We start from the raw sequence: 20,603 nt of genomic DNA on the forward strand, positions 1-20,603 counted from the left end.
CGTCAGTGGTGGGACAGCACGAGCCCGGCGCCGCCGAGCAGCGCGACGTCGTCGGCCGGGCCCGGGTTCACCACGACCGTCGGGGGCTCGGCGGTCAGCGCCCACGACGAGTCCTCGCGCAGCCGCTGCTCGATCCGCGCCCGGAAGCGCTCGCCACCCTCGGCGGCTTCGCCGTGCAGCACGAACAGGCCGGGCGCGAAGAGCTGCTGGATGTTCACCAGGCCCAGCGCGATGTTGGCCGCGTACTCGTCGAGCAGCGGGTCGCCCGCGAGGTCCCGCACCGTGCGCGCGCGGAGACCCCGCCGCTCGGCCTCGGCGCGCAGCCACGGCGTCGTCGCGACGGTCTTCCAGCAACCGCGCGCGCCGCAGGTGCACGGCCGGCCGCTCGCGGCGACCGTCATGTGCGCGCCGCTGCGGCCACCCGGCGGGGCCAGCACCTCGCCGTCGTACAGCAGGCCGACGCCGAGCACCTCGCCCGTCGACACGGACGCGAACGTCGTGCGGCCGCGGCCCGGGCCGAACCAGCGGTCGCCCAGGACCTGCAGCCGCGCCCGGTGTTCGATGTGGACCGGCGCGTGCACCAGCTCGGCGAGCACGGCCGCGACGGGATAACCGTGCAGCGCGGGCACTTCGTTGACCTCGATGATCACACCGGCGTCGGCGTCGACCAGGCCCGCGGCAGCCACGCCGACGCCCACCGGCGGCGTGGGGAACCGCGTGACCTCAGCCAGCGCGGCGTCGATCTCGGCCCGGTCCGCCGCGCCGCGCGGGTAGGTCGCCTCGGCGCGCCACAGCACGGTGCCGGACAGGTCGAGCAGCGCGGCCCGGACCCGGCCCGGCAGCAGCTCGACGGCGCCCAGCACCGGGCCCGCGCCGGCCTCGGGCGCGGCCGGCGCCGGGACCAGCCGCAGGGCCGGGCGTTCGCCGGTGCTCATGCGATCACGATGCCACGACCCGGCTCCGGAGGGGAGACCACGTGCCGGAACTGACGCGGATGACCTGGCGGGAGGTGCGCGACGCCGGGCGGTCGGCGATCGCGCTGCTGCCGATCGGTTCGCAGGAGCAGCACGCCGTCCACCTGCCGATGGGCACCGACACGATGCTCGCCGAAGCCGTCGTCGACGGCGCGCTGGCGCGGGTGGCCGACCCGGTCGTGGTGCGGCTGCCCGCGCTGCCGTTCGGCCACAGCCCGCACCACCTGTTCGCCGCCGCCGTCTCGCTCCGGGCGTCGACCCTGCAGGCCGTGCTCGCCGACGTCCTGGACTCGCTCGCCGGCAGCGGCTTCCGGCGGATCCTCGTGGTCAACGGCCACGGCGGCAACGACGAGATCATGCGGCTCGCCGTCAAGGAGTACGCGCTGCGGGCCGACGTCGCGCTCGCGGCGTGCTCCTACTTCTCCCTCGGCGACGGCTCTTCGCCGGGTCACGCCGGGGTGTTCGAGACGTCGCTGATGCTCGCCACCCACGGCGATCTCGTGCGGCCCCGCGAACCGCGCGCCGACGTCACGCCGCCACCGCTGTTCGCGTACCCGCCGTACCCGGGCCTGACCGTCGAACGCCACGGCGAATGGGCCCGCGCGGGCGGCAGCACCGACGACGCGACCACCGCGACCGCCGAAGGCGGCGCGGACCTGCTCGAAGACCGGGTGACCGCGCTGGCGGACGCGATCCGCGCGTTCGACGCGGCCACCCGCGTTACCCACGCCGAAGGGGAGGCATGAAGATCACCGACGTCGACGTGCGGGTCGTGAACCTGCCGTTGACCAACCCGTTCACCAGCTCGTTCGAGACGAAGACGGGCGAGACCCGCACCGTCGTGCGGCTGCGCACCGACACCGGCGTCGAGGGCTGGGGCGAGACCATGTGGGGCCGCCCGGTCGCGGAGCTGGTGCGCAAGCTCGGCGCCGAGCTGGTGGGCACGAGCCCGTTCGCGCTGGAGGCGTTCCACCGGCGGCACCACATGGTGCCGTTCTTCCACGGCTACCTCGGGTACGCGGCGCTGGCCGCGCTCGACGTCGCCTGCTGGGACCTGATGGGCAAGGCCACCGGCCAGTCCGTGACCGACCTGCTCGGCGGCCCGGTGCGCGCCGAGGTGCCGATCACCGCGCTGATCACCCGCGCCGACGCGCCCGGCGCGGCCGGCCGCGAACTGGCCCAGGGGCTGGGGGAGTACGCGGCGAAGGTGGTCGCCGAGGGCGGCTTCACGGCCGTGAAGCTCAAGGGCACCAAGGACGTCCGCGGTGACGTCGCGATCATGCGCGAGCTGCGCCGGGCGTTGCCGGACGTCGAGCTGCGCGTCGACCCGAACGCGGCGTGGTCCGTGCCCGACTCGATCCGCGCGGGACTGGCGCTGGAGGAGCTGGACCTGGAGTACCTGGAGGACCCGTGCGTCGGCATCGAGGGCATGGCCCAGGTGCGGGCGAAGGTGCGGATCCCGTTGTGCACCAACATGTGCGTGGTCCGCTTCGAGGAGTTCGCCCCGGCGGTCCGGCTCGGCGCGGTCGACGTGATCCACGGCGACGTCTACAAGTGGGGCGGCATCGCGGCGACGAAGGCGCTGGCCGCCCACTGCGAGACGTTCGGCCTCGGGATGAACCTCCACAGCGGCGGCGAACTGGGCATCGCGACGGCCGCGCACCTCGCCGTGGTCGCGAGCACCCCGGTCCTGTCACGGGCCATCGACAGCATGTACTACCTGCACGCGGACGACATCGTCGCACCACTGGAACTGACCGACGGCCGCCTGCGCGTCCCGTCCGGACCCGGCCTCGGCGTGACGGTGGACGAGGACAAGCTGGCCTTCTACGCCGGCCGCAACGAGGAGGAAGGCGACCTCACCGGCTGAGCACCGTATAACGCCCTACACGGCTCACCGGTGGGTGATGCCGGCCAGGATCAGATCGACCCCGGCGAGGAACTGCTCACGGTCGTCGTGCTCGCGCAGCTGCGCCGCGACGGCCCGGGTGAACGGGTACTCGTCGGGGTCGAGCTCTTCCCAGGCCGTCGACACGGCGTCGAGGAACTGGGAGCGGTCGATGCCGGGCTCGAGCGCGCGGCCGCTCGCGGAGTTCGCGGCGTTCTGGCCGGCGGCGCCGAGGATGTAGTGCACCAGCGCCGAGGTCGCCGTGAACCAGCTGCCTTCGGGCACGCCCAGCGCGCGGACCTGCCGGCCGAGGCTTTCGAAGATCCGCGGGGTCACCGAGCCCCAGGGGCTGCGGGCGAACTGCGCCGTGAGCTGCGTGGCGAGCCACGGGTGGTCGTCGATCGCCTCGAACAGGCCGAGCGCGACGGCACGCACCTCGTCCTGCGGGGTGCCCTGGGCCTTCCCGGGCGCCATGGCCCGCGCGACGACGGCGTCGGTCGCGGCGGCCAGCAGCTCGCCCTTGTTCGCCACGTGCCAGTAGATCGCGCCGGCGCCGGTGGCGAGGCGTTCGGTCAGCACCCGGAACGTCAGCCCGCCTTCGCCGGCCGCGTCGAGCACTTCGACGGCGGTCTCGACGATGCGCTCGCGGGAGAGCGCCTCTGTGCGCCGCGGGGTCCGGCGCGTGCGTGTGGCCATGCCTCCAGTTTGACACATCTGGAATGGTGTTCCAAGATGGAATGACGTTCCAGTGAGGCTCGACGGCCTCGAACCCGGAGGAGACACCATGAACACCCAGGTCACGATCATCGGCGCCGGTCTCGGCGGCCTCACCCTCGCCCGCGTCCTGCACGTCCACGGCATCCCGGCCACGGTCTACGAGGCCGAGGCGTCGCCGGCCGCCCGCACGCAGGGCGGCATGCTGGACATCCACGACTACAACGGCCAGCTCGCCCTCGAGGCCGCCGGCCTCACCGAGGAATTCCGCAACCTGATCCTGGAGGGCCGCGAAGCGACGCGGATCCTCGAGCGGGACGGAACCGTGCTGCTCGACGAACCCGACGACGGCACCGGCGCCCGCCCCGAAGTGCAACGCGGCGAGCTGCGCCAGGTCCTGCTCGACTCCCTCCCGGACGGCACCGTCCGGTGGGGCCACAAGGTCAGCGGCGTCCGCACCCTCGGTGACGGCCGCCACGAAGTGACCTTCGCCGACGACACGACCGTCGTCACGAGCCTGCTGGTCGGCGCGGACGGCGCGTGGTCCCGGGTCCGGTCGCTGCTCTCGGACGCCACCCCCGAGTACGTCGGCACGTCGTTCGTCGAGACGTACCTGTTCGACAGCGACACCCGGCACCCGGACAGCGCGAAGGCGGTCGGCGGCGGGGCCCTGTTCTCGCTCGAACCGGGCAAGGGGATCCAGGCGCACCGCGAGAGCGGCGGGAACCTCCACACCTACGTGGTGCTGTCGAAGCCGCAGGAGTGGTTCGCCGGCATCGACTTCACCGACGCCGCGGCGTCCACCGCCCGGATCGTGGCGGAGTTCGACGGCTGGGCCCCGGAGCTCACCGCGCTGATCACCGACGGCGAGACCCCGCTGGTGCTGCGCCCGATCAACACCCTGCCGACCGGGCACCGGTGGGACCGGGTGCCGGGGGTGACCCTGCTCGGCGACGCCGCCCACCTCTGCGTCCCGAACGGAGAAGGCGCCAACCTGGCCATGTTCGACGCCGCCGAGCTCGGCAAGGCGATCGCCGCGCACCCCGGCGACGTCGAAGCCGCGCTCGCCGACTACGAGCAGTCGCTGTTCCCGCGCAGCGCCGAAGCCGCCACCGAAGCCGCGCGAGACTTCGACCTCTGCTTCGGCGAGGAGACCCCGCACAGTCTCGTGAAGCTGCTGACCGGGCAGGCTTAGCCCACTGGCCTCACCCCCGGTTCCACTGCTCGGCGAGCAGTTCGTAGGACCGCACGCGGTCGGCGTGCGCGTGGGTGATGGTGGTGATGACGAGCTCGTCGGCGCCCGTCGCCTCCTGGAGCTGCCGCAGCCGGGCCGCCACCGTGGCGGGGGAGCCGACGAACTGGGTGTCGACGCGGTCGGCGACCAGGGCCCGGTCTTCATCGCTCCAGACGTGGGCGGCGGCTTCTTCCGGCGTGGGAAAGAGGATCGCCCCCTCCGCACGGCGGATGGAGCGGACCCAGAGGGCGTAGCCGCTGGCCAGTTCCCGCGCGGTGGCGTCGTCTTCGGCGACGACGACGTCGGCCGACACCGCGACGTACGGCTTCGGCAGGGCCGCCGAGGGCACGAACGCCTGCCGGTAGGCGGTGACGGCGTCGAGCACGCTGGACGGGCTGACGTGGTAGTTCGCGGCGAACCGCAGGGCGTTGCGACCGGCCACGGACGCGCTCTGCCCGCCGCTGCTGCCGAGGATCCAGATCTCGACCTGCGCGCCCTCGCCGGGCACGGCGTGCGCGTCGAGCCCTTCGGCGGAACGGTAGGTGCCGCCGAGGAAGGCGAGGATGTCGTCGACCTGTTCGCCGTAGTCCGGTGATTCGGCGCCGGGCTGTTGCAGCAGCCCGAACGTCAGGCCGATCCGCGACGAGCGGGCGAGCGTGCTGAAGTCGGGCTTCTCGGGAATGAGCAGGCCGTTGCTCGCCTGGGTGGTCGGCGGTGGCGCGGCCGCGGCCGCGGCGTACTCGCGGACGAGCTGCTTGCCGCTGCGGCCGAGCCCGAGGTCCAGCCGCCCCGGGTGCAAGGCCGCGACGAGACCGAACTCCTCGACGACGGCCAGTGGTGTCCGGTGCGCGAGCTGCACGCCCGCGGACCCGAGCCGGATCCGCTCGGTGGCCCCGGCGACGAGGGCGATCAGCACGGGTGGTGACGCGCCGGCGACGCCGGGGTTGAGGTGGTGCTCGGCGAACCAGTAGCGGTGGTAGCCGAAGCCTTCGGCGTGCTGCGCGAGGTCGACGGCGTTGCGCACGGCCTCGGCGGCGCCGGACCCGGTGCTGATCGGGACGAGGTCCAGCACCGACAACGGGACTTCAGGCATGGCGGTCCTTTCCGGCGGGCCACGGCGGGTCGGGGATCTCCCGCCGCAGCGCGGGCGCGATGTCCGACTGGAACAGTTCGAGGGTGGCGCGGTGCTGCCGGGCGGTGAGCCCGTCGCGGTCGGCGTGCAGGTGCATCACCTGGTGCCCGAGTTCCTTGTGGTAGCGCAGGACTTTCTCGGTGATCTGGGCTGGGCTGCCGATCAGCGCCGAGCTGCGCTCGACGAAGTCCTCGAGCGTCGGGAAGACGGGTTCGAGGCCGAGCCGGGTCTGCAGGGCCAGCCGGCTCTCGAAGATCGGCCGGTAGACCTCGAGCGCCTCCTGCGACGTCTCGGCGGCGTAGTACCCGGCGGTCCCGGCGCCGACGACGGCGGCCGCGGGGTCGTGGCCGTGGTGGGCCCACCGTTCGCGGTAGTGGCGGACCAGCTCGGCATAGGGCTCGACGGGGTTGGTGACGTTCGCGGAGAAGAGCGGATCACCCCACTTCGCGGCGAGGTCGACGGATTCGCGGCTGGTCGCGCTGCCGTGCCAGACGCGGATCGGCTGCTGCAGGGGTCGCGGCCAGACCTCGGCTTCGGTCAGCGACGGCCGGAACCGCCCGGACCAGGTGACCTTGTCCTGGCGCCAGAGTTTCCGGAACAGCTCGTAGCCCTCGGAGTTGCGGTCCCACTGGTCGTCCGGGGTGACGTGGAACAGCTCGCGCTGGGCGGCGCCGTTGCCCTTGCCGATGATCAGTTCGAGCCGGCCGCCGGAGAGGTTGTCCAGGGTCGAGTAGTCCTCGAACGCGCGGACCGGGTCGAGCAGGCTGAGCGTGGTGACGGCGGTGAACAACCGGATCCGGGACGTCCGGGCGGCGATGTGGCTCAGCACGACCGGCGGCGAGGAGGAGATGAACGGCCGCTCGTGCCGCTCGCCGACGCCGTAGCCGTCGAAGCCGAGCTCTTCGGCCAGCTCGGCGTTCGCGACGACGTCCAGCAGCCGTTGGTCGGTCGGGGTGAGGACGCCGGTGACCGGGTCCGGTACGTGGGTGATCAGGGTGATGAGCAGGAACTTCACGTGCCCGCAGTCCTTTCTCCGGCTGGTTCTAGCTGTCCCTTGTGGACGAATCCGGCGACGCGCCCGTCGACGAGGACCCACGCGGTTTCGTGCGCGCCGAGCCGATCCGCGGCGGCCCGGCGGCCTTCGCCGATGCCGACCGCGGGCAGGGGACCGGTGACGTATTCGGCGATCGGGTCGGCCGGGCGGGCCACACCGGCCGCGGTCAGCAAGCGGAGCTCCGTGACGTCGAGCGCGCCGGTCACCTCGGCCACCGACGGTGGGCCCGTGGCGCCGGGCCGGTCCGGGCCGACCGGCCACAGCGGTCCGGCGCCGGGATGGCGGTCGGCCACGGCGAGCGCGCTGCCGACCGACGCCGTCACCGCCAGGCCGGGCGCGGCGGCCGGGAACGGGCCGGCGGCCTCGGCCACGGTCTGCTCGCCCGCGTGCTCGGTGAGGAAACCGAGGTGCCGGAGCCAGTCGTCGTCGTAGTACTTGGACAGGTACGAGCGACCGGAGTCGGGGACCACGACGACGATCAGGTCGTCCGGCCCCAGCCCGGCAGCCAGGCGCAGCGCGGCGGCGACGGCCGTGCCCGCGGAAGCTCCGAGCAGCAGGCCCTCCTCGCGCGCCAGCCGTCGCGTGGTCAGCAGTGACTCGCGATCACCGACCGGTTCGACGTGGTCGACGACGTCGCGGTGGTAGGAGCGGGGCCAGGTGTCCTCGACGGTGTCCGGGTGCAGGTAGTGCCCGATGCTTTCGACCACGTAGGGGCTGCCGTCACCGCCCGAGTAGACGGAGGTCTCGGGATCGGCGCCGATCACCCGCACCCGGCCGCCGCTGACCCGCTTGAGGTGGGCGCCGGCGCCGCTGATGGTGCCGCCGGTGCCGATCCCGGCGACGAAGTGGGTGATCCGGCCCCGGGTCTGCCGCCAGATCTCCGGCCCGGTGGTCGTTTCGTGAGCGGCCGGGTTGGCCGGGTTGTCGTACTGGTCGGCGAGCCAGCCGCCGTTCTCCTCGGCGAGCCGGCGCGCGACCTGCGAGACGTGGGCCGGGTCTTCGCGCGGTACGGCACCGGGGGTGACCACGACGCCGGCTCCGTAGGCGCGCAGGATCGCGGTCTTCTCCCGGCTGCTCTTGTCCGGCAGCACGACGGTGAGCCGGTAGCCGCGCTGGGCCGCCACGATCGCCAGCCCGATCCCGGTGTTGCCGGAGGTGCTTTCGACGATCAGCCCGCCGGCCGGCAGCGCGCCCGAGCGTTCCGCGTCGAGCACCATCGAGAGCGCGGCGCGGTCCTTGACGCTGCCGCCCGGGTTGAGGAACTCGGCCTTGACGTAGATCCGCGGGCCGGCCGGCGGCGCGATCCGCGCGAGCCGGATCAGCGGGGTGCCGCCGATCGCGTCGAGCACGGAGTCGAACGCCTCGACGTCGTCGGATGCCATGCCCCATCACCTCGCTTCCGGGTACTGCACAGGTATCCCGTCGCGGGTGGTCCCCGCACGGGTGTTCAGGATGTGGACCTCGCCGGTTGACAAAGTCGCTGGGTTGATCCTAACCTGTAAAAGTGACCAGTGGGGTTAGTTGACCGGATCGGGTTACGGCGGGCACAGCCTGTGCCGTCGTGTTCCCAGCATGTGGTTTCTGTCGTACCCGCTGGTTAGGGTCGTGGATGTCTGGATCATGGGAACGAGGAGTGTGGGCACGTGCGCTGGAGCCGGAACCTTCGAGCGGCCGCGGTGGTGGCGGCGGCCGTCTTCGGCCTGACCGCGTGCGGGGGCGGCGACAGCGCTGACAAGCCCGCCGCGCCGGGCAAGGGCGGGGCGCCGATCGTCGTCGCGTCCTTCAACTTCACCGACAGCCAGATCCTGGCCGAGATCTACGCGCAGGCGCTGGAGGCCAAGGGCTACCCGGTGACCCGGAAGCTGAACCTGGGCTCGCGCGAGCTGATCTACCCGTCCCTGAAGTCCGGTGAGCTGCAGTTCATCCCGGAGTACCAGGGTTCCGCGATCACCACCGGCTTCGGTGCGGAGCCGGTCAAGGACGCCAAGGGGGAGCACGACCAGCTGGCGAAGCTGTTCGAGCCCAGCGGCGTCTCGCTGCTGGACTACGCCCCGGCCGAGGACAAGAACACCTACATCGTCAAGGCCGATCTCGCGAAGTCGAAGGGCATCGCGACCATCAGCGACCTGAAGAAGCTCGACAAGGTCGTCCTGGCCGGTGGTCCGGAGTGTGAGAAGCGGCTGACGTGCTTCAAGGGCTTGACCGACGTCTACCACCTGACGAACGCGTCCTTCCAGACCGTGCAGGAGGTCGGGCCGCGCGTGCAGCAGCTCAACTCCGGTGCGGTCACGGTGATCCCGGTCGACTCGGTGAGCCCGTCCGCGGGCGACCCGCAGTACGTCGCGCTCAAGGACGACCTGAGCATGGTGCCGACGGAGAACGTGGTGCCGGCGGTGAACAAGAAGGTGCTCGACGCGCGGGGTGCGGACTTCGCGACCGTCGTCAACGCCGTGAGCGCGAAGCTCAGCACCGACGGCATGCGCGAGCTGAACAAGCGCGTCGATTCCGACGGTGAGCCGGCGGCCGACGTCGCGAAGGACTGGCTGTCGCAGCAGGGTCTCGCCTGACGGCGGCACAACACGAGGAGTCGTTCCGTGAGCGCGGATCAGTTGCACTTCAACGCTTTCATCTGGCCCAACGGGTACCACGAGTCCGCTTGGCGCGTCGTCGAGGACGACGTCCGCGGCGTGCTCGGGCTGCCGTACTACGCGGACATCGCGCGCATCGCCGAACGCGGCCTGATGGACACGATCTTCCTGGCCGACAACATCGCCATCGCCGAGTACCGGGCCACGCACCTGCCGCAGACGCAGTTCGACCCGATCTCGGTGCTCTCGGCCCTGGCCGCGGTCACCAGCCACATCGGCCTGATCGGGACCGGCTCCACGACCTACAACAAGCCGTGGGAGCTGGCCCGCCGGTTCGCGACGCTGGACCACCTCAGCGGCGGCCGCGCGGGCTGGAACATCGTCACCACCATCACCCCGCTGGCCGCGGCGAACTTCGGCGAGCGCGCCCACCCCGACCACGCCGACCGGTACACGCGGGCCCACGAGTTCGTCGACGTCGTGACCCGCGCGTGGGACAGCTGGGAAGACGACGCCGTCGTCGGTGACCGCGAACGCGGCGTGTGGGCGGATCGCGCCAAGCTCCACGCGCCCCGCTTCCACGGCGACTTCTACGACGTCGAGGGAATCCTGCCGTTCCCGCGCTCGCCGCAGGGGCGCCCGGTCCTGGTCCAGGCGGGACAGTCCCCGGCCGGCATCGCGCTGGCCGCGCGGTACGCCGAGCTGGTGTTCTCCGGGCCACCGTCACTGGAGGCCGCGGCCGCGTTCCGGACCGAGCTCCACGCCCAGGCGGCGGCCGCGGGCCGGGACCCGGCCCAGGTGCTCGTCCTCCCGGCGCTGATGGTGACGCTGGGCGGCACCGAGGCCGAGGCCCAGGAGAAGGCCCGCCGGCTGGAAGAGCTGGCGAGCCCGGAGTTCCGCTGGCAGAACATCTTGTACACGGCCGGCCTGGACCCGGACGGCTTCGACCCGGACGCCCCGCTGCCCGCGGAGCTGTGGACCGGAACGGCGAACGTCTCGAGCCGCGCGAACGAGCTGTTCGCCCTCCAGCGCGCGCAGCCGGAGCTACCCCTGCGAGCCCTGGCCCTGCAGCTCAAGAGCGGCGCGGGTCAGTCCCACTTCGTCGGCACGCCCGAACAGCTGGCCACGCACGTGATGGCCTGGCAGGACGCCGGCGCGGTAGACGGGTTCACCATCATGGGCTCAACGCTGCCGTACGAGCTGACGGCGTTCGTCGACCACGTGGTCCCGATCCTGCAACGCAAGGGCCGCTACCGCACGGAGTACACCAGCTCCACCCTGCGCGACCACCTGGGCTTGAACCGCCCACCCGCTGGAGGTGCCACACCCCATTGACCCGGCTCCCGGCCTGTTGTTCTCGGTATTCCGCCACCTTCGGACACACGCATTGTTGCCGCGCAAAGAGGTCATCGCACCAACGGCCTCTTTGCGTTGTCGAACCGATAAGCACCGCTGGTGGCTGCGCAATAGTGGCGAATCGTCAGCTGCCGGTCGCGTTCGACTGGCGCTGGTGCCACACTCGGGCAACCGCTCGGTCGAGGCGATCCTGCATGTAAGGCTTGAGTACGTAGTCGACGGCACCGAGTTCGAAGGCGTTGACCGCTTCGTCGGCGTGCGCGGCCACGAAGACCAGTGCGGGGGACGGTCGCAGGGCGGCGAACATCGGCGAAGACCGCGTCCACGATCGGCAGCCCGCGGTTTCGGCGATCGCGCATGCGGGGATCGTCCGTGGACAAGAGGCGCAACGCCTCGGACGCGTCGATTGCCGGGAAGACCCTCATCACGTGCGGATTGTGCCGTAGGCAGTGAACGAGTTCGTCAAGACCGTACGGCTCGTCGTCCACGGCCAGCACCACCAGCTCGGCTGTGTCATCCGGAGCGGCGTCGGCCTCGAGGGTGGTCGTGTCGGCAGGCCGCTCGTCCGGCTCGGCCGAATCCTCGACGGTGTCGCGCAGATCTTCGAACGCGGTCTCCCACAGTTGCCTGAGTCGTTCGACAATGCCGTGATCATCCGGTAGGCGGCCGAGAACTATGAGTGCTTCGACGATGCCCAACGTCGTCGACCAGCTCGGCATCGTGGGCTCGACCAGCGCCTTGTGGACCGAGGTGTGGGACAGCTTCGGCCAATCGCCCGGAAACTCCGCTCGATCGGCCCGTGCCTTCAGCCATGCCGAAATCCGGTAGCTGCTGACATGGCCGGCGTGCGCGTGAACACGGTGAAGCGACCCCCAGTGCGCCTGTCCAGCATCATTTTGCAGCACCATAAACCGACGTAAACGATCAAGATCCCGCCGCGTGCCGTCGCGCTGTCGTTGCCTCCCGGAAGGCAGGGAATACTGCCGCGGAAGAGCGCTTGGAAGACTGGCTCTATACGGACGTAACCAGATGTAACGAGGCATCCCGGGCGTTCGCTGACCAGCGTAGACATCTCTCCAGCTTCGAACAGGCCGTCTCGAGGCCGACTCGAGGTCAGGAGGACACGTGACGTGGAGCTGGCTGTGGATAGGACCATCAGCCACCGCGATGATCGCGGCGATCGCACGGTGTGTGCTCGCCCGGATCCGGGCGGAGAGCCAGCGGCACGCGCTCGAGATCGCCTTGGAAGGCGCCACCCCGCGGGAGCGTGTGGCGATCATCCGCGAACTTCGTCGTGATCAGCCTGGGTAGCGAGGCCCCTGCCACGCCGGTCCCGCCCGCGCCGAATCGCACCGACTGTGACCGCCGAGTCCCGGGAAGCTGGTGCGGTCCTGCGGCCGTCACGGTCGGGTAAAGGCCGTTGTGCCTGGTCCGCCCGTGTGATCTTGTGATCCGGAACTGTCCTCAAGGGACGCTGAGGGTGGCGTGTCCGGGTGGTGGCGTTCGGTGAGGAGAGGGCGTGCCTTTCATCCTTTCCCGCCTGTTCGCGCGCTGGATCCTGCGTGCCGGGTGGACGCTCCCGGTGGTGGTCGTCGTGTTCGTGTTCGCGACCAGCTGGCCGCTGATGGCGCTGGCCGAGCCGGCCGGCAGCGACCTCGTCCAACCGGGCAACTACTGGTGGTACTTCGTCGTGACCGCGGCGACGGTCGGGTACGGCGACTTCTCGCCGGCGACGGCGGCCGGGCACTTCGTCGGGGTGTACGTGATCGTCGGCGGGATCGCCACGCTCACCACGGTCTTCACCCGGCTCGCGGCGCTGCTCGAGCAAGCGAAGGGACGGCGGATGCAGGGCTTGGAACCGACGGAGCTGAGCGGCCACGTCGTGCTCGTCGGCTACCTCGCCGGACGCACCGAGCGGCTCGTGGCGCAGCTGCTGGCCGACGGGATCACCGGACTGGTGCTGTGCGCGGGCGACGAGGTGCCGGTGCACCCGATGCCGGCGCAGCCGGTGGAGTTCGTCCGCGGCGACCTCACCGCGCCGGAGGTGCTGTCGCGGGCGGGGGTCGAGCGGGCCGCCACCGTGCTCGTGGACGTGCGGGACGACAACGAGGCGCTGGCGGTGGCGGTCCTCGTCGAGCACGCCTCGACGTCGGCGCACGTGGTGGTCACGATGCGCGACATGGAACGGGCCGAGCTGATGGGCTACGTCGACCCGCGGATCACCTGCGTCCAGTGGCACACCCCGCGGATGGTCGTCGAAGAGGTGGTCTCGCCGGGCATCGCCGAGGTCTACACCGAACTGATGACCGCCGGCGGCGCCGGCACGTACTCGGTCACCGTCCCGGAACGCCTCGGCGCCCTGCAGGTCGAACGCTGCCGCGCCGCACTGGGCCGGACCTTCGGCGCCACGGTACTGGCCGTCCGCGGCGCGAACGGCCTGACGGTCAACCCCGCCTGGGACGGCGACCTGCCACCCGGAGTGGTGCTGTACTACGTCAGCTCCCGCGCACTCGGCCAGGACGAGATCGAACGAGCCCTGCGCGCCGCACACCACTGACCGCCTGCGCCGAGCCCTCCCGTCGGAAGGCCGCCCCGCACCCGGACAGCCGATGCCTTCTGGGTGGCCTCGCCGGGAGGTCTCCGCACGCCTGATGGGCGTTCGGGTGGCCTCGCCGATAGGTCTCCGCGCGCCTGGTGGGCGGTCAGGTGGTCTCGCGAGGAAGTCGGTCCGCCGGAGCCGCGAGGGCCCTTGGATGGCTTCGTCGGGAGTGTCCCGCACCTGGGCGGGGTGCCGGGAGGTTGCTCGCGTCGCGCCAACGAGCTGTTGCGTTGTGTCGCCGGGGAACGCCGCTAGGTGAGGGTGGCCGGCAGGTACTCGTAGCCTCGCAGGATTCGGGTCTCTCGGCGGCGGCTTCCCGGGCTCAAGGCCAAGCTGGGGAACCGGTCGAAGATCGTTCGCAGGCCGATCTCGCCCTCCATTCGGGCCAGTGCCGCTCCCAGGCAGTGGTGCCTGCCTGCGCCGAAAGCCACGTGGTCGCGGGCTCGGGCCCGGGTCACGTCGAACGTCTCCGGATCCGCGAAGACCTGGGGGTCGTGGTTCGCGCCGGCCAGTACCGTCGTCACCAGCGCTCCTCGTGGCAGGGGGACGCCCGCGACCTCCGTGGCGCGGACCGCCAGCCGGCCCGTCAGCAGGACCGGCGGGTCGTGGCGTAGTACCTCCTCTACCGCGTTGGTCCACAGCTCCGGCCGCTCGCGCAGGGTCCTGAGCTGGTCCGGGTGGGCGGTCAGCAGGGCGATGCCGCTGCCCAGCAGGTTGACCGTCGTCTCGAAGCCGGCCGCGAGGACCAGGCCCGCCGTCGACTTCAGCTCGGCCTCGGTGAGCCCGACGCCGTCGTCGCGGGCCGCGACCAGGCGGCTGAACAGGTCGTCGCCGGGGTGGCGGCGCAGGTGGTCCAGGTGCTCGCCCAGCCAGGTGTCGAACTCCGCCAGCGCCGTCTCGACGTCGCGGAACGTGCGCCAGCCCAGGCCGAGGTCGAGGCTCGGCGCCGCCGCCGCGCCCAGGGACAGCACCTTGCCCACCTCGGTGGCCGGGACGCCGAGGATCTCGCTGATCACCGTCACCGGGAGCAGGCCGCAGTAGGACTCGACGAGGTCGACCGGGCCGGTGGGGTCGATGGCGTCGAGCACCTCGTCCGCGATCGCCTGGACCCGGCCGCGCAGCTGCTCGACGGCGCGCGCGGTGAACACGCCGGTGACGAGCTTGCGGTAGCGGGTGTGCTCGGGCGGGTTGACGGCCAGCAGCGACGGCGGCCGCACCGGGTGCAGGTGCTCACCGGCCGACCACTCCAGCAGCCGCCCCAGCGCGGAGCCGTCGGAGCCGAGCACGCCGGTGCGGAAGTCGTCGCTGGAGAGCACCTCCCGGACGGCGGCGTGCTGCGTGGTGATCCAGCCGAAACGTGTCCGGGCGACCGGTCCGGCGGCCCGGATCTCGTCGAACAGCCCGCTCAGGTCGCGGCCCGCGGCGGCGTCGTCGACCAGCCGGCCCTGCAGGTCGCCGCGCCGGGCGCCGCGCAGCAGCACGGCCCGCGGCAGTGCGTGCCCGAGTCCCCACCGGACCACGGGCTTCGCCCGCAGCAAGGTACCTTCGACGACCGCTTTGCCGAACCGGGCCACGTTCCCCCCACTGCGCCGCACGACTGTGTCTACTCCAGAGTAGCCCGCACCGGCCCCGGAGCCGGGCAGGCTCCGGGGCCGGCGCGACGGGTCAGCTCGCCGTCGTCGCGTTCAGCGTCAGGTAACCCACGCCGAGCTGCGCGAACGACTCGAGCGCGAAGCCGGCGAGCTGGTCGACGGCGGTCCGGTTCTGCAGCAGCAGCCGGGTCTGGTTCTGCCTGACCGCCGTGAGGCCCTGCTGCTCCCGGTACTCGATCTTCACGGTGTTGCCGCCCATCGTGGTCACGTCGACCTTGACGTCCTTGTAGACCCCGGTCAGCTTCGAGGCGATCTTCGACGCCAGGTCCTGGATGACCACCGCCGCGGTCAGCGCCGCGATGACGGTCAGGATGGCCTTCGGGTCGACGAACAGCGCGTTGGTCTTCGGCGTCGACCAGGCACCGCCGCTGTAGAGCCGGGTCGCCGTGTTGTGGTCGGTCAGATCGATCTCGATGGCGTTGGACCGGGCCGTGCTGAACATCGTGCTGGTGGCGATGTCCTGCTCGAACCACACCTGCACGCTCTCCACCGGCGTCAGCACGTCGTTGCCCGCGACGACCTGGTTCTCGGCGACGTAGATCGGGGTGGTCGTGCCCCGGCCGCTGATGTCGGTCGAGTACGCGCACAGCCCCGGGTGGATCGGGCCGTAGTCGTTGACCAGCGTGATGCCGGTCGCCGGGCCGCCCGACGAGGCGTCCCCGAGCACCCCGTTCTTGTCCAGCGTCGCCTCGTCACCGAGGCCGATCGACACCTTGTTCGTCGCGACGTGCACCGTCACGTCGCCCTTGAAGTCGTTGCTGCCGAAGAGCTCGTACAGCGGCTGCCACGAGAACGTGTTCTCGGACAGGTAGTCGGCGGCCGACTGCCAGACCACGTTGTAGGAGTTGTTGACCTTCTTCGCGAAGCAGAGCTGGTACTGGCTGTTCTTCAGGGTTTCGAGGTCGGCCGCGGCGATCTGGATGTCGACGCTCTTGAGCTGTCCGTCCGGCATGGTGTGCTCCTCGTTCGTGCTGTGTGGTGTCCGGGCCGATGCGACCCTGGGACCACACCTTCCGGACGCGCCGTCGCGCGCACGTCGTCGTCGCGCACCACGGGTGATCTCCGCGCCGCCTGCGTCACACGATGGGCTGGACGGGCGGAAACGGGGCTGTTGGGCCATTGGCGGTACCCACGCGGCCCGGTTTCCGCGCGGTCCGGCGACGCGCTGTCGTGCCACGCTCCCGACCGGGTGACCGCCGGGCCGGAAGTCAAGCCCGCGCACGACTGAGGGCCGGTGCCGCGCGCGCTGCCGTGCGGAGGCGGCCGGAAGACGGCCCGGAGACACTCGCGGTGCCATGCTCGTGGACCGGTGGACGGCGCCGGGGAAGACGGCGCGGACGAGGGGACGGCGATGGGCGACGGCGACAGATCGGACGCGGACGTGGTGCTGCTGGGCCGATTCGAGCTGCGGGCCGGCGGCGAACGCGTCGCGCTGCCCCGCGGTTCGCAGCGCCTGCTGGCCTTCCTCGCCATCCGCGACGGCGCCGCGGTCGACCGACACGCGACGGCCGAGCAGCTGTGGCCCGAGAGCCGCCCCCAGCGCGCGGCGGCCAACCTGCGGCAGGCGCTGTGGCAGGTGCGCCGCGCCACGGACCGGCCGGTCGTGGAGACGCCGGTCGACCGGCTGCACCTGGCGGCGGCGCTGCCGGTCGACTTCTGCCGCACGCTCGAAGCGGCCCACCGCGTCGTCGGCCCGGCCGGGCGGCCCGAGCCCGGCGCGGGACTGGTCGGTGAGCTGGCCCAGGACCTGCTGCCCGACTGGGCCGAGGACTGGCTGGTGCCCGAACGTCAGCGGTGGGAGCAGGTCCGGCTGCACGCGCTGGAGGCGATCGCCCGGCACCTCATCTCGGCCGGCGCGCACCTGGCCGCGCTGGAGGCCGCGTTCACCGCGATCACCATCGACCCGGTGCGGGAAAGCGCGCACCGCACGGTGATCGCGGCGCACCTGGCCCAGGGCAACGGCGGCTCCGCGTTGCGGCACTACCAGCACTACCGGGCGCTGCTGCACCGCGAGCTGGGTGTCCTGCCGTCACAGCACATGACGCGGCTGGTCGCCTCCCAGCCGACGTTGTGACACCGCGAGCGCGGCCGGTCAGCGCGGCGGCGTCAGTTGTAGGCCTCGAAGCGGGCGATCTGCCCGGCGGGCCAGCCGGTGTTGCCGGTGCAGGTCAAGCGTAGGTAGCGGCGGCTGGTGCGGGGGATCGTGATGGTGACGTTGTTGCCCCGCGCGGGATCGAACACGTAACCCGTCGCGGGGGAGAGGGTGTCGAACGTGGTTCCGTCGGACGAGCCCGACAGCGCCAGCGTCTGCGTCCGGGTGCTCCACGCGCTCGACGGTGGGACGGCCACCACGATCCGCGTCACCGCGGTCGATGCGCCGAGGTCGACCTGCACCCACTGCGGGAACGCGTTGTTCGTGCTTTCCCAATAACTGTCGGCATTTCCGTCGACGGCGTTGCCCGCGCCGTAGTTCTGCGTGTGGCTGCTTTCGGTCGTGGCGTGGCCGCGGGCCAGGTCGGTCGAGCCGCCCGTGGTCAGGGTCGGTGACGTCGGCCTGGTTGCCGTCAAGGCGAGCTGGCCCTTGAGCATGCGGCCGCCGTCGTTGGTGAGGCGCAGGTAGTAGTCCGACGAGCACGCCGTTCCGTCTTCGTCGAGGGCCAACAGGCCGGAGCCGGCCGGGGTCATCGACGCGTTCTCCGCGGTCTTCGCGATCTGGTTGCCTTCACCGTATTCGTCGAACATCGAGATGTAGATGCCCTGCACGCCGGCGCGCACCATGTTGTAGAACTGGCGCCACATGAAGTCGCCGTGGGCGCGCTGCCGGCCGGAGACGTCGCCGGGCAGCACGCACGGCTGGTAGTCGATCCCGTGGGCGTTGCAGTCGGCCTGGTCGGGCACCGTGAGGTTCTGGTACATCCAGTCCGAGCCCGCCGCGTCGCCGACCGCGCCGACCATCCACGGCGAGATCATGTTGAAGGAGCGGTAGACGTCGCCGAAGCCGGGCCGCGAGCCGCCGTCGCTGGTGCGCCATTCCCTGGGCACGCCGCCGATGACGTAACAACCCTGGCCCTTGAACCAGTTCACGACGTCGAGGCAGGTGTTCGCGTCCCACGGGTGGTTGCCGTCGTTGTAACCGAAACCCCAGATGCAGACGACCGGTTTGCCGTTCTGGCGGGCGTAGGCGGACGACGCCGTGTGCGCCGACATCTTCGCCGTCCAGTCGGCCTTCATCTCCGGCTGCATGTTCGCCCAGCCGGTGGCGTCGTACATGATGTAGAACTTCCGCCCGTGCGCCTCGGCGGCGCTGCGGACCTTCACGGCCATCGCGTCGCGCGTCGGGCCCTCGCTGCTGTTGGGGTTGAAGCGCTGCAACGCGGCGGTGTCGCAGCCGTTCTGCTGCATCCACAGGAAGTGCGTGTCCACGGTCTGCTGGTCGTAGGACGAGAAGAGCGTCGCGGGCTGGCCGTTGCCGAAGTTGGCGTAAGCGGTCTGGTAGGTGCGGGTGTACTCGCGCATGTCCGGCCAGGCCTTGATCACGTTGTTGCCCGTCGACGGCGTCTGCCCCCAGTTCTGGCTCCAGTGCCACCAGCCGTTGATCGGCGCGCCGTCACCGGCGCAGGCGAACCAGCCCTGGTACCCGACGGTGATCTTGCCGACGACGTCCCCCGGCCCGCCGGCGGCGGACGCTCCGGGCGCACCGGCGAGGGAAAGCGCTCCCCAGGCCGATGCCGCCGCGGCCGAGCCGATGAACGTCCTGCGGGAGATCGCCATTGCAGATCCTCTCGGCACCGTTGCACGAGTACGTGTTCCGGGAGGCGACTGTAGGCTTCCGGCCAAGAACTGGCAATAGTCGGACCGATTTCAGAAATTTACGTACTGAAGTCTGCAAAAATTGTCGTGAGGAACGCTCGGTCAGCAGCTGACGGTGCCCTTGCGCAGCGCGTGCCCGCCGTCGTCGCTGTCGTCGGACCAGTAGACGGGCTTGGTACCGCCGGTGCATTCGTTCGCGCCGGCCAGGGCGAAGCCTTCGTTGTTGTAGTCCGGCATGCCGGTGGGCCGGTTGTAGACCGCGGTCGTCGCGAACGCCCCGGAGGAGTTCACGCGGAACGTCCGGTGCTGGCCGTGGCAGGTGTCGTCGCAGACCACCCACAGGCGCGCGGCCTGCGGCTCCCACTGCACCTCCATGACGCCGCTCATCCCGCTGGCGAAGGACGCCACGCGGGTGAACGCGCCCGAGTCCTGCAGGACGTACCCGTGCACCATGCCGGTGCCTTCGACGCCGACGAAGAACACGCCGCCGCTGTGCGCGCCGTAGTGGCCGGGGTCGTAGGCCGCGCCGGTCGAGGCGTCGGCGAACCCGGCGCCGGTGAGCGAAGCGTCGGGAACCCAGGTGACGCCCTCGAAGCCGAGGTTGGCGCCCACCGGCGGCAGGTCCGCGGTCAGGTTCCACTCCTTCGTCGCGGTCAGCGTGGCGCCGGTACCGCTCACGTCGTAGCGCAGCACGGACGTCCGGCTGCTGCCGGAACCGTTGCGCTCACTGGCGACGAACGCCGCGCCACCGGTGACCGTCACGCCCTCGCTGTCCGGATTGCCGGAGCCGCCCGGAAACCGCAGCGTCTTGCCCGACGACCAGCCGTTCGCGGTGTCCGGCTTCCAGCCGCCGGAACCGTTGGGCAGCAGGCGCCACAGCTTGCCGGAGTTCTGCGCGGCCCACAGCACACCGCCGTCCTGGAACAGGCCGCTGAGGTCTTCGCCGAAGACGTTCGACGCGTCGGCCGTCGTGACCGAGCTGCCGCCGGGCCACGCCACCGGCGCGGTGCCGGAGCCGCAGCTGTTCGCGGCGCCGAGCGTCAGCGGGGCCGCGGTGAGCGGGCCGGTCCCGTCCGGGCAGCGCGACCACGACGGGGCGGAGTGCTCGCTCCAGCCGACGCTGTCGACCAGGGTGGTGCCGTTTGCCTGGTACAGCCGCGCTTTGTCCGACGAACCGAGCCCGAAGGAGCTGTGGACGTCGAACGCGCGGAACGCGCCGGGCGCCAGGGACGTCCCGGCGGCGATCTGGTACTTCGAGTTGTCCTGGTCGTCCTTGATGATCCAGCCCGAGACGTCGACGGCGGCCGTGCCCGAGTTGTACAGCTCGACGGAGTCGTTCACGCTGCCCGTGGTCACGACCTCGTTGAGGTGGACGTCCTGGGCCGCGGCGGCGTGCGCCGGGCCGCTCGCGCAGGCCGTGGCCAGCAGCGAACCGGCGACGAGGCAGAAGACGCGCCTGCGGGCACGGGATTCGGTCACGGTGTCCGTCCTCGGGGTCGGGGATCCAGAGCCGGTTCAGCGTTCCGGGGCGGGCCGAACGAACGCCCTCCGGGAGGTGGGTTTCCCCTGAACGATGGCCGAACGTCCGTGGGCGCGCCACTC

The 20,603-nt window shown here is 71.4% G+C and carries 16 protein-coding genes and 1 pseudogene; 7 read left to right on the plus strand and 10 right to left on the minus strand.

Annotated elements, in window-relative coordinates; genetic code table 11:
* Positions 1 to 2: 2 nt before the first annotated feature.
* A complete protein-coding gene (locus MUY22_RS33230) occupies positions 3 to 935 on the minus strand; it encodes an ROK family protein (RefSeq protein ID WP_247051121.1) in 933 nt (310 codons plus the stop codon).
* Between the two features lie 41 nt (positions 936 to 976).
* Here MUY22_RS33230 and MUY22_RS33235 point away from each other — a divergent pair, with 41 nt between their 5' ends.
* A complete protein-coding gene (locus MUY22_RS33235) occupies positions 977 to 1,720 on the plus strand; it encodes a creatininase family protein (RefSeq protein WP_247051122.1) in 744 nt (247 codons plus the stop codon).
* On the plus strand, positions 1,717 to 2,844 hold the full coding sequence (locus tag MUY22_RS33240; protein WP_247051123.1) for a mandelate racemase/muconate lactonizing enzyme family protein: 1,128 nt from the start codon (positions 1,717 to 1,719) through the stop codon (positions 2,842 to 2,844). Before MUY22_RS33235 ends, MUY22_RS33240 begins: the two co-directional genes overlap by 4 nt.
* Positions 2,845 to 2,868: 24 nt before the next feature.
* Here the strand turns inward: MUY22_RS33240 and MUY22_RS33245 are convergent, their stop codons facing one another.
* A complete protein-coding gene (locus MUY22_RS33245; protein ID WP_247051124.1) occupies positions 2,869 to 3,558 on the minus strand; it encodes a TetR/AcrR family transcriptional regulator C-terminal domain-containing protein in 690 nt (229 codons plus the stop codon).
* 88 nt (positions 3,559 to 3,646) lie between these two features.
* Here MUY22_RS33245 and MUY22_RS33250 point away from each other — a divergent pair, with 88 nt between their 5' ends.
* The gene (locus MUY22_RS33250; protein WP_247051125.1) at positions 3,647 to 4,771 is read left to right on the plus strand and encodes an NAD(P)/FAD-dependent oxidoreductase; all 1,125 of its coding nucleotides are present in this window, start codon (positions 3,647 to 3,649) and stop codon (positions 4,769 to 4,771) included.
* Between the two features lie 10 nt (positions 4,772 to 4,781).
* Here MUY22_RS33250 and MUY22_RS33255 read toward each other — a convergent pair whose 3' ends face one another.
* From MUY22_RS33255 to MUY22_RS33265, 3 genes are read right to left on the minus strand one after another with little or no spacing between them, the layout of a single operon-like run.
* Positions 4,782 to 5,903 (minus strand): LLM class flavin-dependent oxidoreductase, encoded by a 1,122-nt coding sequence (locus MUY22_RS33255; protein ID WP_247051126.1) that lies wholly within the window; start codon positions 5,901 to 5,903, stop codon positions 4,782 to 4,784.
* Positions 5,896 to 6,957, minus strand: a complete 1,062-nt coding sequence (locus tag MUY22_RS33260; RefSeq protein WP_247051127.1) for an LLM class flavin-dependent oxidoreductase — start codon at positions 6,955 to 6,957, stop codon at positions 5,896 to 5,898. The genes MUY22_RS33255 and MUY22_RS33260 overlap by 8 nt, the downstream gene beginning before the upstream one ends.
* A complete protein-coding gene (locus tag MUY22_RS33265) occupies positions 6,954 to 8,378 on the minus strand; it encodes a PLP-dependent cysteine synthase family protein (protein WP_247051128.1) in 1,425 nt (474 codons plus the stop codon). Before MUY22_RS33265 ends, MUY22_RS33260 begins: the two co-directional genes overlap by 4 nt.
* Positions 8,379 to 8,639: 261 nt before the next feature.
* Between MUY22_RS33265 and MUY22_RS33270 the strand changes: the two genes are divergently transcribed.
* Positions 8,640 to 9,563, plus strand: a complete 924-nt coding sequence (locus tag MUY22_RS33270; RefSeq protein ID WP_247051129.1) for an ABC transporter substrate-binding protein — start codon at positions 8,640 to 8,642, stop codon at positions 9,561 to 9,563.
* A 27-nt stretch (positions 9,564 to 9,590) separates the two neighbouring features.
* Positions 9,591 to 10,919 (plus strand): LLM class flavin-dependent oxidoreductase, encoded by a 1,329-nt coding sequence (locus tag MUY22_RS33275; RefSeq protein WP_247051130.1) that lies wholly within the window; start codon positions 9,591 to 9,593, stop codon positions 10,917 to 10,919.
* A 181-nt stretch (positions 10,920 to 11,100) separates the two neighbouring features.
* Here MUY22_RS33275 and MUY22_RS33280 read toward each other — a convergent pair.
* Positions 11,101 to 11,440: pseudogene (locus tag MUY22_RS33280) on the minus strand (LytR/AlgR family response regulator transcription factor); the annotation flags it as partial.
* 1,019 nt (positions 11,441 to 12,459) lie between these two features.
* Between MUY22_RS33280 and MUY22_RS33285 the strand changes: the two are divergent.
* Complete coding sequence (locus tag MUY22_RS33285; RefSeq protein WP_247051131.1) at positions 12,460 to 13,497, plus strand: ion channel; 1,038 nt, start codon at positions 12,460 to 12,462, stop codon at positions 13,495 to 13,497.
* 293 nt (positions 13,498 to 13,790) lie between these two features.
* Here MUY22_RS33285 and MUY22_RS33290 read toward each other — a convergent pair whose 3' ends face one another.
* Together MUY22_RS33290 and MUY22_RS33295 are read right to left on the minus strand one after the other, a co-directional pair.
* On the minus strand, positions 13,791 to 15,113 hold the full coding sequence (locus MUY22_RS33290; RefSeq protein ID WP_247051132.1) for a cytochrome P450: 1,323 nt from the start codon (positions 15,111 to 15,113) through the stop codon (positions 13,791 to 13,793).
* Positions 15,114 to 15,204: 91 nt separating this feature from the next.
* Positions 15,205 to 16,143 (minus strand): hypothetical protein, encoded by a 939-nt coding sequence (locus tag MUY22_RS33295; RefSeq protein WP_247051133.1) that lies wholly within the window; start codon positions 16,141 to 16,143, stop codon positions 15,205 to 15,207.
* Between the two features lie 357 nt (positions 16,144 to 16,500).
* On the opposite strand from MUY22_RS33295, the gene MUY22_RS33300 reads away from it, so the two are divergent.
* Positions 16,501 to 17,265 (plus strand): BTAD domain-containing putative transcriptional regulator, encoded by a 765-nt coding sequence (locus MUY22_RS33300; RefSeq protein ID WP_247051134.1) that lies wholly within the window; start codon positions 16,501 to 16,503, stop codon positions 17,263 to 17,265.
* A 32-nt stretch (positions 17,266 to 17,297) separates the two neighbouring features.
* Here the strand turns inward: MUY22_RS33300 and MUY22_RS33305 are convergent, their stop codons facing one another.
* Complete coding sequence (locus MUY22_RS33305; protein WP_247051135.1) at positions 17,298 to 18,962, minus strand: discoidin domain-containing protein; 1,665 nt, start codon at positions 18,960 to 18,962, stop codon at positions 17,298 to 17,300.
* Positions 18,963 to 19,103: 141 nt separating this feature from the next.
* Positions 19,104 to 20,480 (minus strand): lamin tail domain-containing protein, encoded by a 1,377-nt coding sequence (locus tag MUY22_RS33310; RefSeq protein WP_247051136.1) that lies wholly within the window; start codon positions 20,478 to 20,480, stop codon positions 19,104 to 19,106.
* Positions 20,481 to 20,603 lie beyond the last annotated feature (123 nt).

The sequence above is a fragment of the Amycolatopsis sp. WQ 127309 genome (assembly GCF_023023025.1).
Classification (GTDB): domain Bacteria; phylum Actinomycetota; class Actinomycetes; order Mycobacteriales; family Pseudonocardiaceae; genus Amycolatopsis.